Source organism: Corynebacterium sp. KPL2850 (assembly GCF_040225855.1).
GTDB lineage: Bacteria > Actinomycetota > Actinomycetes > Mycobacteriales > Mycobacteriaceae > Corynebacterium.
The window spans coordinates 14,229-26,480 of record NZ_JBEHFV010000003.1 but is presented as its reverse complement, the minus strand read 5'-3'; the positions used below and the strand labels follow the sequence as shown (position 1 = coordinate 26,480).

At 59.6% G+C, this 12,252-nt stretch carries 10 protein-coding genes; 2 read left to right on the top strand and 8 right to left on the bottom strand.

Annotation, left to right across the window (positions count from 1 at the left end):
* Positions 1-36: 36 nt before the first annotated feature.
* The 7 genes from ABRP93_RS01535 to ABRP93_RS01505 all read right to left on the bottom strand — a co-directional run bounded on the left by ABRP93_RS01535 (position 37) and on the right by ABRP93_RS01505 (position 9,665).
* Entirely contained in the window at positions 37-726 is a 690-nt protein-coding gene (locus ABRP93_RS01535; protein ID WP_349886702.1) for a metal-dependent transcriptional regulator, read from the bottom strand.
* Positions 727-882: 156 nt separating this feature from the next.
* On the bottom strand, positions 883-1,812 hold the full coding sequence (locus ABRP93_RS01530) for a D-isomer specific 2-hydroxyacid dehydrogenase family protein (protein WP_349886597.1): 930 nt from the start codon (positions 1,810-1,812) through the stop codon (positions 883-885).
* Between the two features lie 23 nt (positions 1,813-1,835).
* Positions 1,836-3,068: a glutamate 5-kinase gene (proB, locus tag ABRP93_RS01525; protein ID WP_284770221.1), complete on the bottom strand. Its 1,233-nt coding sequence runs from the start codon at positions 3,066-3,068 to the stop codon at positions 1,836-1,838.
* A 140-nt stretch (positions 3,069-3,208) separates the two neighbouring features.
* Complete coding sequence (gene obgE, locus ABRP93_RS01520) at positions 3,209-4,741, bottom strand: GTPase ObgE (RefSeq protein WP_349886595.1); 1,533 nt, start codon at positions 4,739-4,741, stop codon at positions 3,209-3,211.
* Between the two features lie 172 nt (positions 4,742-4,913).
* On the bottom strand, positions 4,914-5,192 hold the full coding sequence (rpmA, locus tag ABRP93_RS01515) for a 50S ribosomal protein L27 (RefSeq protein WP_005277951.1): 279 nt from the start codon (positions 5,190-5,192) through the stop codon (positions 4,914-4,916).
* A 43-nt stretch (positions 5,193-5,235) separates the two neighbouring features.
* Positions 5,236-5,541 (bottom strand): 50S ribosomal protein L21, encoded by a 306-nt coding sequence (gene rplU / locus ABRP93_RS01510; protein ID WP_349886594.1) that lies wholly within the window; start codon positions 5,539-5,541, stop codon positions 5,236-5,238.
* A 224-nt stretch (positions 5,542-5,765) separates the two neighbouring features.
* Positions 5,766-9,665, bottom strand: a complete 3,900-nt coding sequence (locus ABRP93_RS01505) for a translation initiation factor IF-2 N-terminal domain-containing protein (protein ID WP_349886592.1) — start codon at positions 9,663-9,665, stop codon at positions 5,766-5,768.
* Between the two features lie 223 nt (positions 9,666-9,888).
* On the opposite strand from ABRP93_RS01505, the gene ABRP93_RS01500 reads away from it, so the two are divergent.
* Entirely contained in the window at positions 9,889-10,656 is a 768-nt protein-coding gene (locus tag ABRP93_RS01500; protein WP_349886590.1) for a hypothetical protein, read from the top strand.
* Here ABRP93_RS01500 and arsB read toward each other — a convergent pair.
* Positions 10,653-11,717 carry an ACR3 family arsenite efflux transporter gene (gene arsB / locus ABRP93_RS01495; RefSeq protein ID WP_349886588.1) on the bottom strand — a complete coding sequence of 355 codons (1,065 nt, stop codon included), beginning with the start codon at positions 11,715-11,717 and terminating at the stop codon, positions 10,653-10,655. The two genes, ABRP93_RS01500 and arsB, sit on opposite strands and share 4 nt — an antisense overlap.
* A gap of 110 nt (positions 11,718-11,827) precedes the next feature.
* On the opposite strand from arsB, the gene ABRP93_RS01490 reads away from it, so the two are divergent.
* Positions 11,828-12,178 (top strand): ArsR/SmtB family transcription factor, encoded by a 351-nt coding sequence (locus ABRP93_RS01490; protein WP_284771605.1) that lies wholly within the window; start codon positions 11,828-11,830, stop codon positions 12,176-12,178.
* The last annotated feature ends 74 nt before the right edge of the window (positions 12,179-12,252 follow it).

Sequence of the window (12,252 nt, the reverse complement as noted above, 5' to 3'; positions counted from 1 at the left end):
GCTGCATGGCGCCGCTCGGCGTCTGGCGCCTTGGCGTTAACTAGCCGAGGCGAGGCGGACGGTGATCTCGCGAGCCGCCACCTCCGCCAGCGACATCTCTCCGCTTTTGGTCTGCACCGTCAACAGGCCGGCCACGCTATCGCTTACGCGCAACTCATTGCCCAGCTCCACCCCAAAGCGGTCGAGGTAGCGCAGCAGGCCTGGATCCTCATCGCAGACGCGCTCCACGGTCACGGGCGCATCGAGCGGTGCGGTGGCGAGCGTGAGCGTGCCGAGGTCCTCGATCCCGCCGCCGACATCGGGAATGGGATCGCCGTGTGGATCGCGGTCGGGGGATCCCAGCAACGCATCGATGCGGCCAATAAAGCGATCGGAGCACGCGTGCTCGAGGCGGTCCGCATCCTCGTGCACCTCATCCCAGGAATACTCCAGGGTTTCAACCAAAAAGGTTTCTAATAGGCGGTGGCGGCGCACCATCTGCATCGCCAGCTCGCGGCCCGCAGGGCTCAATGAGACGCCCTGATAGCGCTCATGCTCCACCAGCCCTTGGGCGGCGAGCTTTTTAATCGCCTCTGAGGCAGTAGGCACCTTTTGTTCCAGGCGCCCCGCCACATCCTTCAGCGCTACCGGGGCGCCACCGGAGTGTTCCGATAAGTCCCAAAGAACCTTGAGATAATCCTGGCTGCGGGTAGGGAGTTGTTCTAGGTGCATATCCGCCATCTTAATAATCGTACTTGCGTCGTCCGTGGATAAGTGTTAGCTTAGCAGTAGTTCAACTCATTGAACTTTTATTTTCACTTGCCACGGGCAGTGGGCGGTACGTCCTTTCTTCGGTACACACACGACGCACTCAGCCATCACTGTCCGTGGCTTTGATCTGTTCTAGTATCCCACCTCCGGGTCCACCTGGGTGGGCATGGGCTCGCCCTTGTCCCACGCGGCGGCATTGGCATTGAAAATATCGCCCATGTGGTACTGCGCCACATGCTTTGTCGCCCCGATGTGCGGGGTCATGGTGCAATTGGGCAGGGAGAGCAACGGGTGGCCATCGGGAAGCGGCTCTGGGTCCACAACTTCCAAGCCGGCCCCGGCGATTTCACCCTCGCGCAGGGCATCCACAAGGTCATCGGTAACCACGGTGCTGCCACGCCCGACGTTGATAAACAGCGCGGACGGTTTCATGGCGCGAAACTTGGCGGCATCGATAAGCCCCTCCGTTTCCGCCGTTGCGGGGAGGATACAAAAAATAACATCAGCCTCGCCCCACACGTGCGCGGCATCAGCCATGGCCACCACCTCATCGGCGCCCTCCACCGGGCGGCCGGAGCGATTCACGGCGGTGATGTGGACCCCAAAGGGCTTGAGCAAGGCAATGAGCTGCTTGCCGATGCCCCCAGCGCCCAAAATCGCAACCTTCTTCGGCCCCTGCTGGTCATAGATCCACTCTTGCGCCTCATCCAGCTCCTTGGCCACCGACCACGTGCCGGCCTGCGCAAAGGCCTTGTGCTGGTGCGCCTGGGAAAGCAGCAGGCCTAGGGCGCATTCGGCCACAGGTTTGGCAAAGGCGCCGGCGGAATTGCACCACGGCAACCCCTCAGGGGTAATCAATCCGGCATCGATGAGTTGATTGACGCCGGTAAAACAATGCTGCACCCAGCCGATATTGTCCGGCATCTCTGGGATGCGGCGCGGGCTGGGTGTGGTATTGACATAGACCTCTGCGTCGTCGAGGTTTTCTACGCGCTCGTGGCCGGCAGCACTCAAGTCATCGACCGTCGGCTGCCAGGTTTCTGGTCCCATAAAATACTTCATGGGAACCAGCGTACGGTACGCGGCTAGATGCGCGAGGCGAAGTTAGACAGGTAATCCGCGTGCACGACCGAGCGGCGCTTATCTTCTGGCAGCTCGCTCATCTGCATGCCCTTGATGGCGTTCAATTCCTCGGAATCGAAGCGCACCTCGCCGCGGCCGATAACCTCGCCCTTCGGGCCCAAGATATCGATGATCTCGCCCTTGTTGAATTCACCGCGGACATCAGTAATACCCACGGCGAGCAAAGAGGTACCGCCCTTGGTCACGGCTTCCTTCGCACCCTCATCCAGGCGGACGGCTCCGCCGGTATCGGCGCAGTAGAGCGCCCAGAACTTCCAGGCCGAAAGCTGGCGTTCCTCGCGGGTGTGGAAGACGGTACCCACGGAGGCATCGGAAAGCGCGGGGCCAATATTATCGGTGGAGGTCAACAGCACTGGAATGCCGCCGCGGGTGGCCAGGCGGGCGGCGGAGACCTTCGTGGCCATGCCGCCGGTGCCGACCTTGCCGCCATCGCCGGCAACAACGCCCTTGAGGTCCTTACCGGTGCGCACCTCGTCGATGAACTTCGCATCCGGCTCGGCCGGGTTCTTGTCATAGAGGCCATCAACGTCAGAGAACAGGAAGAGCGCGTCTGCGCCCACCAAGTTGGCGACCAAGGCCGATAAGCGGTCGTTATCGCCAAAGTGCATCTCCGAGGTAGCAACGGCGTCGTTTTCGTTCACGATGGGAATGGTGCGCAGCTGGCGCAGACGGTCAATGGTGCGCTGCGCGTTGCGGGCGCGGTCGCGGTGCCCGGCATCAGACGCCGTAAGCAGCACCTGACCGATGGTGCGCTGGTAGCGCGCGAAGGACCGGCCCCACTCATAGGCGAGGTGAACCTGACCCACAGACGCCGAGGCCTGCTTCGTAGCCAGGTCGGTGGGGCGCTGGTGCAGGCCGAGCGGACCCATACCGGCGGCAACCGCACCGGAGGAAACGATGATGACATCGGAGCGTCCCATGCGTGCGTGGACAGCATCAACGATGTGGTCGATCTTTTCCTGCGCCACGCGGAAATTCTCATCCGTCAGCGACGAGGAACCAATCTTGACAACGACGCGCTTCGCCTCAGCGATAGAGTTGCGCAATTCGGATTCAAACCCGGAGGCTATCGGGTTTTCATCTAGGGCTTCGGGGAACGGAGTATCAGCGGTAGGGCCATCAAACGGCTCTACGGGGAGCGGAAGAATGGGCTCTTTCTGTTGATCAGCAGACATAACTCAATAGTGTACAAAGCTTATGCCGCCCGCCCCCTTCATTGGGGCACATTTCCCCCATGTGCGCAGTATAATGCGTCTGAACTGGGGGCAATCATCCGGTGGAATTGCCCCCACTTCCCTGCCTCAGGAGTTAACGACTAACCCTGCCACCGGTCACGGTTAGCGCCTTCGCGGGTGATCTCTTCCTCGTCCCCGTAGTCGAGTTCATCGACCAAGCCACGCCGGGCTTGGGAGGCACGCTTGCGCTCCGCCGCCGACACACGGTTGGTGCCCTTGAGGCGGGCATCCTCGCCGCGGCTGGCCATAGTGGGATCGCCGCCTGTCATCGGCTCCCACTCGAAGGTAATGCCGCCGATGGTCACGGGGCAGCCTTCCACCGCGCCCTGCTTGTGCAACTCGTCTTCCACTCCGGCCTTGGCCAGGCGGTCCGCCAAGTAGCCCACGGCCTCATCGTTTTCAAAGTCGGTCTGGCTAATCCAGCGCTCGATCTTTTCGCCTTCCACGATGAATCCGCCCTGCACTTCTGGATCCGGTCGCACGCTAAAGTCTGCGAAGCTGCCGGTGTTTTTCTTATGCGCCTGGGCCTTGGGGTGAATAACGGTATGGGAAGGATCCCGCTTCGGCTTAGGCTGTGCCTTGTGGTGCTCAGTGACCATCTCCATGAGCTTGAATTTCAGCGGGTCCAAGCCCTTGCGTGCTGCCGCAGAAATGATGAACACCGGCCAGCCAAACTTTTCCTTCAGGTCATCCTTGACGAACTCCGCAAGCTCTTCCGCCTCCGGCACATCGGCCTTATTCAAAATAATGACGCGCGGGCGCTCGCGCAGGTCACCCAAACCGGTATCGCTTTCTAGCGCCTCCTGGTACTTAGCCAGCTCATTTTCCAGCGCCTCAATATCGGATTCCGGATCGCGGCCAGGCTCGATGGATGCGGTATCAACGACGTGGGCCAGCACGGCCGTGCGCTCGATGTGGCGCAGGAAGTCTAGGCCTAGGCCCTTGCCATCGGCGGCGCCAGGGATAAGGCCAGGGACATCGGCAATGGTAAAGGAGCTATCGCCCATATCCACCACACCCAAATTGGGCTGCAGGGTGGTAAACGGGTAGTCACCAATCTTCGGCTTGGCTGCAGAGAGCACAGAGATCAACGAGGACTTACCCGCCGAAGGAAAGCCCACAAGCCCCACATCCGCCATGGATTTCAGCTCGAGCACCAAATCATGAGCTTGGCCCGGCTCGCCCTGCAGCGCAAAACCCGGTGCCTTGCGGTTCTTAGATGCAAGCGCCGCGTTGCCCAAGCCACCGAAACCGCCCTCAGCCGCGACGAAACGCGTGCCCGGCACAGTAAGATCCGCCAGAGTCTCACCCTTTTCCGTGCGCACAACCGTACCTGCGGGAACCTCCAGAATCAGGTCCTCACCGCGCGCGCCATTGCGCATATCGCCGGCACCGTTGCCGCCGCGCTCGGCCTTAATATGCGGGCGGTAGTGAAAGTCCATCAAAGTATGGATCTGCTCTGAAACTTCCAAAACGATGTCGCCACCGTGGCCGCCATTGCCGCCATCCGGCCCGCCCAATGGCTTGAATTTCTCGCGGTGGACAGACACACAGCCATGCCCACCGTCGCCAGCCTGCAAGTGCAAGACGACGCGGTCAATAAATCGTGCCATGATGTGCCACACCCTTCTTATTTAAATCTATTGTCTTAGCCAGTGTAATGCGTAGCCAAGCTCGGACTCCAACCCATGCCCTGCCAGTACAGTGGGAGGTAAAACGAGAAAATCCTCGAGCTGCCCTCACCCGTAGTGAAAGCTGCCCGAGGATTGACCGCTGCGGTATTGCTTAAGCAGTAGCTTCTGCAGCAACCTCTTCAGCCGGGATGATGTTTACCATCCGGCGGCCGCGCTTGATGCCGAACTTCACGGAGCCAGCAGCAAGTGCGAACAAGGTGTCGTCGCCGCCGCGACCAACGTTCTCACCTGGGTGGAACTTGGTGCCGCGCTGACGCACGATGATCTCGCCGGCGTTAACCTGCTGACCACCGAAGCGCTTGACGCCGAGGCGCTTGGACTCGGAATCGCGACCGTTGCTGGAGCTGGAAGCACCCTTCTTGTGTGCCATGTCGTTTCCCTCCTTCGGGGATGATTTGCAGCCCGGTTAAGGCTTACTTGATACCGGTGATCTTCACGGTGGTCTGAGGCTGGCGGTGACCCAAACGCCTCTTGTAACCAGTCTTGTTCTTGTACTTCAGGATATCAATCTTTGGACCTTTACCCTGTTCAACGATTTCCGCAGCGACGGAAACCTTCTCCAAGTCGGAAGCCTTGGACTTCACAGCGGCGCCATCGACGAGCAGAACCGGGGTGAGAGCCACGGCAGAGCCTGGCTCACCCTCGATCTTCTCGACCTTGACGAGGTCACCTTCAGCAACCTTGTACTGCTTGCCGCCGGTCTTGACGATCGCGTACATAGAGGGTTACCCCTTATCTAAACTCGCTCGGACACGGCATCCAAGCCGTTATCCGAATGGACACTTACATATTGCGTTCAGACCCCGCGCGAACATGTCCTCAATCACCGGGCGGCAATTGTGGGCTGATCCAGCGCCGAGAGTTCTAAACAGCGACTGTCAAAGACTACCCCGCCGCGGGTACAAAATACAAACCACGCACTTCGCACCCGCGTGGCGATGCCCTAGGACGTAGCTCGCCGTGCTACGCGGCGCCGCCGCCGGCCCGCGTCCTTAGCACCAGTCTGCGGGGTCTCCGGTGCGTTAGTGGGCACCTTTTCCCCAGCACGTTCCTGTCGCGCAGCTGCTGCCGGCGCCCCGGTCTTTTTCACCGCGCGCTTCTTCCCGCGGCGAATAACCTTCGTTTCGGCCTGCGGAGCACTAGCCTTCTGGGAATCCTTCTCCCCTTGAACAGGTGTAGCTGTAGGCGTACCCGCGTTGTGCGAGGTGGCCTTATCCCTTGGGTTGGTGCGTACCACGCGGCGCTTGCCGCGACGACCTCCCTGTACCGAGGAATTCTTCTTCCCGCCACTGATATTCTCGTGGCGTTGCTCCGCCGTCCGCGAGGTGCCCCCGCGCTTGTTGTTCTGCTTTACATCTTGCACGTTAGCCCGGTGCGAGGCCTGCACATTTGCCCGGCGGGAGTTCGGCTGGGTGCGAACGCTACGACGCCTACCGCGCCCGCGCGACTTGCTACGGGGATTTTGCTGCTCGCCTTCCTGCTGGGTCGCATCGTCACGCCGTGCCTCATCCGAGGACTCCGCAGATTCCGCCTGTTGCTGCTGGGCAAAATCCTCTGGGCGCGGGCGATTATCGGAACGCGAATTCCCGCGCGTGCGGCGCTTGCGGCGCGGAGAAGCCTCATACTCGGCGACTGCCTCTTCGTAAGAAGTCTTCTCCGGGGCATCGGAAGCTTCTGCCTTCTTCTCTTCAGCCTTTTCTTCAGCGGCCTGCTGGCGCTGGTTCGGCTGCTCCTGCGTGCGACGGGACGCGGGCGAGGTCCGCGTTGCCCGGCGCGGCTTCTTGCCCCGCTGGGTGCGCTTTTTCTCCTTCGCCGGTGCTTCTTGGCCATCGGGTACATAGGAATTAAATTCCTGGACCTCATCGCTTTCGGCGGCGTTGTCCGCCGCGGCATAGGCGATGGCCTCGATTTCAGAGACCTCAGACTTCTTCTGCACTCGGCGGCGCTTCTTCTGCTTGTCTTCGCTGCGGCCACGGCTGCGCTCGTCACGGTGTCCGCGCGCGTCGTCGCCGCGCTTCTGTGGGGCCTTCTGCGTGGAGTCGGCGGACTCATCGTCTACGACGACATTGGCCACGAGCTCCTCCAGGGACGGTGACTGCTCATCCTCGTTGCCGTAGAGCGGGGCATCCGTCTTCCGGTACTTTTGCGGCTGGGACGTGGCATTCCTGCGGCCCTTGCGGCCCTTCTGCCCCTTCTTCTCCGCGCGCTCGTCCTCATCGTCGTGTTCGTGCATGGCCACGGCAGCTGGGTGCTGCTGGGGATCGTGCTCAGGCTTCTTGTGCGGCTTAGAGGAACCGTGCGAATGGTGGCCGGAGTGGTTGTCTTCAGCTTCATCGACCGGGTACTCGTGGATGATGATGCCGCGGCCATGGCAGTGCTCACACTCGGTAGAAAAGGTCTCTACCAGGCCGGTGCCTAAACGCTTGCGCGTCATTTGCACCAAGCCCAGGGAAGTGACCTCGGATACTTGGTGGCGCGTGCGATCGCGGCCCAAGGCCTCCTTCAGGCGGCGCAAAACCAGGTCCTGGTTTTCCGGCAGGACCATGTCAATAAAGTCCACCACGATCATGCCGCCCAGATCGCGCAGGCGCATCTGGCGCACGATTTCTTCGGCCGCCTCCAGGTTATTGCGGGTCACGGTCTCTTCCAGGTTGCCGCCGGAGCCGGTGAACTTGCCGGTGTTGACATCGATGACGGTCATAGCCTCAGTGCGGTCAATGACCAAGGTACCGCCAGATGGCAGCCATACCTTGCGCGAGAGCGCCTTATGCAGCTGCTCATCAATACGGTAGGCGGCAAAGGCATCCTGGCCGCCGTGGTCCTTCGGCTTATAGCGCACCACGCGATCCGCAAGGTCCGGTGCCATTGATTCCACGTAGGCATTGACCGTATTAAAGGAACGCTTCCCGTCCACGATCAGGCGGTGGAAGTCTTCATTGAAGAGATCGCGGACGACCTTGATGAGCATATTCGGCTCTTCATAGAGCGTGACCGGCTTAGCGCCCTTGGAAGACTTTTCCTTCTTGGCTTGGGCAGAAATATCTTCCCACCGGTTATGCAGGCGCTGCACATCGGTTGCGATGGCCTCTTCGGGAACGTTTTCGGCAGCGGTGCGGATGATGGCGCCGCCATCGCCTGGCACCACGCGGCCCAAGATGTCCTTTAAGCGCTTGCGCTCCGGCGCTGGGAGCTTGCGCGAGATTCCGGCACTGCGCCCGCCTGGTACGTAGACGAGGTAGCGCCCGGCCAAGGAAATCCGGGTAGTCAGGCGCGCACCCTTGTGGCCAATCGGGTCCTTTGCCACCTGCACCAAGATTTGATCGCCGGATTTCAGGGTATTTTCTACCTTGCGGGAACGCCCGTGCAATTTGGTCTTGCGCCAGTCAATCTCGCCGGCATAGAGCACGCCATTGCGGCCCTGGCCGATGTCCACGAATGCCGCCTCCATGGACGGCAAGACGTTTTGCACCCGGCCCAAGTAAATATTGCCAATGAGGGAAGCCTGGGCCTCGGTGGTAACGAAGTGCTCGACCAAGAGGTCATCTTCAAGCACGCCGACCTGCGTGACGATGCCCGCGCCGTCCTCGCGCTGCTTATCGCGGACCACCATGGTGCGCTCCACGGCCTCGCGCCGCGCCAAAAATTCCGCCTGGGACACGATGTGCTGGCGCTCGCGACCCTTTTCGCGCAATTCTGCGCGACGGCGCTTCTGCGCCTCGATGCGGGTGGAGCCACGGATGGCCTTGGGCTCATCGATAAGCTCCGGCTCCTTATCCGCCGCATCATTCTTGGAATTCTCGTTCCCGCCGCGCCCACGGGAGGTACCGCGGCGGCCGCGGCGTCGCTTGTCGGAGCCCCCGCGCGTGGCCTTATTGCCTGCCTCGGCCTTGTCGGCCTCAGCGGGCTCGGCGTCTTTGGCAGGATCCGCCGCATCTGCGGCTTCAGCGATCGCCGCCATGTCCGCGGCCGCGTCCTCACCGAGATCGGCGGTTTCCTGCTGCTGCGGTGGCATAAATAGCGGTGCGAAGTCATACGCGGCGGAATCGTCGTCCGTCTCCGCGCGCGGGACTATGCGCGGTGCATAGTAATCATCGTCGAAATCCTCGCCGGCCTCTGCCAGCACCTCATGCAACTTGGCTGGATCCACGGTCCCCGTCGTGTCACCCTCACCGGCATCCGCAGCGCCCGCATCGGTAGCATCGGCATCTTCAGCGTCTGTAACGTCTTCAGCGCGCGCGGGTGCTTTCGCCGGCTCAGGATCCGGCAGACGGTCCGGTGCCTGCTTTACATCCGGCAATGCGTTTTTTACCAGCGAAGCATCGACTTTTTCCTCAATCTGGGAGATTTCATTGTCCACGTTCTTGCGCACGCGGTAGCGCAGGTTCTTTTCCTCTTCCGCATTGGCTGCGGTGTTGTCAGCCGGGGTGCCAGCTTCTTCCCCGGCATCGGCCTGCGCCGGTTCTTTCTTTGCCGCGGGCGCGGACTTCTTCGTGGCCTTGCGGGTGCGGCGAGCACGCTTGGTGGTCTTGGCCTTGTTCTCAGGCTTTGCATCCTCTGGGTTCTCGTCCGCGGCTGCCGGCTGCCCCGCCTCCGCAGCCCCTGCGTGGCGCGTCAAAGCGGCAAAGAGGTCGCCTGCTTCCGCGCGGGTAATAGAGCTCTGCGCGGTCTTATTCAGGCCCATGTCCTTCAGCTGGGCCACCAGCTGGCGTGATGATAGGCCGAGCTTTTTGGCCATCGCATACACGCGAGTTTTATCTTTCAGCTCGCTCGGATCTATCCGCTGGGCCAAAGCCGCAGCTGCCTGTAGGTTTTCAGTTGTTTCTTGAGAGTTCTGTGCCACCATTAGTTGGGCTTACTCCTGTACTTCGATTGTATGGTGCGCCAGCTACTCGGGCGCAGGCACAGCCCTAGAGGAGCTGTGCCGCTGCCGCACGAATAGCCGCGATAAACGCACTGCGTTAAAGCTTGTGGGGTTATGAAATTATGCGCGCGCTGCGCGTGAGTTCCATTGTGTCACAGAATCCTGGCGGGGCGAGCAGGCTGTGGGCGATGCTACGTTTGAAGTTATGGTAGAACTGGCACCGCGCCCCGCACGGACATTATCGCAGTACCGGCAGCGCAATGAGATTACGCCGAAAGAAGCGTGCTTATTCGGCGTTCCGGCCGGCTTTGCCCTCGGTTTTGCCCAAACGGAGACCAGCTACATGCTGATAGGCGCCGCCGTTTTTGCGGTCTTTGCGGTCATCGGATTAGTGCCCCTCATCCGCCACTATCCCCGCTCCATTGGGGCTAGCCAGGATGTCTACCTCGAAGGCGATTACCCCACCATTGCTTATTGGGCGCCAGTAATTCCACTTGCTCTACCGCTGGCCATGGCCCCGCTATCCGCGGCTGGCTGGTTGCCGGACATTTCCCTGGCCCCACCCGTGGAAGGTATCTTAACCGGCGCGGTGTCGGCGTTCGCATTTCCACTGGGATTGTGGGCCATGTTTTCCCAGTCCTTTCGCATTGGCCGCCGCCGCATGCAGCGCATCGTGGCTGAAGATCCACTAGAAGGGGTCACAGATAGTGCCATGCAGCTTGCCGATGCCCACCTCGATATCCTCACCGCCCTCGTCACCGCCGGGGCCGTCCAGGGCAATACAACCACCACCAAGGCCTTGTCCCGACTGATGCAGGTGGAGCTAAATACCCTGTCCGATGCGATCCAGGAACTAAAAAAGCATGGGCTAGTGAAGGTAGAAAATATTGGGCTGCGCTCCAAAGTAGAAAGCTGGCGCATCACCCTCACCCCTACTGGCGTGCGGTGCTTATATCAATTTGGCAGGCGCTAATTCGGCAGAGTCCGGTCTCCAGGAAATAACTTGGGACCAATCCAGAGCATTACGTATACCAGGCCAACCAAAACCGGAATTTCGACAAGGGGTCCGATAGTACCGGCCAATGCTTGAGCAGAGGTAGCTCCAAAGGTACCAATGGAAACCGCGATGGCTAACTCAAAATTATTTCCCGCTGCGGTAAAGGCCACTGAAGCAGATTGTGCATAGTTCATTCCGACAGCCTTAGCTACGCCCAAAGCCAAAAAGAACATCCCGACAAAGTACAGCATCAGAGGCACCGCTACCCTAACTACCGCTATCGGCTGCTCCACGAGCTGTTCTCCCTGCAGGGAGAACAGTAAGACAATTGTGTACAGCAAACCGATCATTGCCAAAGGAGACACGGCGGGAAGGTAACGGCTTTCAAACCACTCACGCCCTTTAGTCTTCTCTGCCCATACTCGGGAGATGATCCCAAGCAAAAGCGGAATACCTAAGAATACGAGCACTGAAGTAACAATGGACCAGAAAGAAAATTCGACAGAGGTGGTATCAAGGCCCAGCCACCCTGGCAGTATCTGCAAATAGAACCAACCCAAGACTCCGAACATCGCAACTTGGAAAACGGAGTTGATTGCTACTAGTACTGCCGTGGCTTCCCGGTCACCGCAGGATAGGTCTGACCATACCAAGACCATAGCGATGCAGCGGGCAAGGCCGACAATAATAAGACCCGTGCGCAACTCAGGTTGATCCGCCAAGAATAGCCAGGCCAGTACGAACATGAATGCTGGCCCCACAAGCCAATTTAAAACGATCGACACGGTCATCAGCCGTCTGTCAGTGGCAATCTCCCGAGTCTTTTCATAGCGCACTTTAGCAAGCGGTGGATACATCATCACCAGCAGCCCTAAAGCGATTGGGAGGGAAATACCTTCAATTTCCAAAGCTGAGAGCGCGTTCCCTATTCCTGGAAGGAAATGACCTATGAGCAGGCCAAGGACCATAGCTAGAATGATCCACAGGGGTAGAAAGCGATCGAGAAAAGCTAAACGCGGCTGCTGTGAGGTAGCCATACTTGTCTCCTTCATTGACCCAAGTCGCACCGTACCGTGCAGCACTGTAGCCATTCATATCGATACCTGTCAATATGAAAGGGTGTGTCAAACGCCCATATACTAAAGGCATGGTTTCTTCGCACGGCATGACCAAAGATCCCCACATCAACGAATGTTGTTCACTCAGCAACGGCCCCCTAGACCAGGCCGATTCCGTGCATCTTGCCCAGCAATTCAAGGTACTTGCAGATCCCGCCCGACTTCGTCTTTTATCCATCTTGTGCGATAAAGGCTGCGGCCCGATGAGCGTTTCCGAACTGACCACATTATCCGGTCTCAGCCAGCCAACGGTATCTCACCATCTTGCAAAATTGCGGGATGCTGGCCTCCTAGCCAAACGACAGACTGGCCGCACCGTCACCCACGAAGTGCAAAAGCAAGCTTTCACCGCACTGTGCAAGCTACTCTCCTTCGACTAAAAAGCCGCCAACCTTAAAATCTTGGCCTAATATGTCTGCAACACTGTGAATCAAGCAAAGTTTTTAGCCCCTCA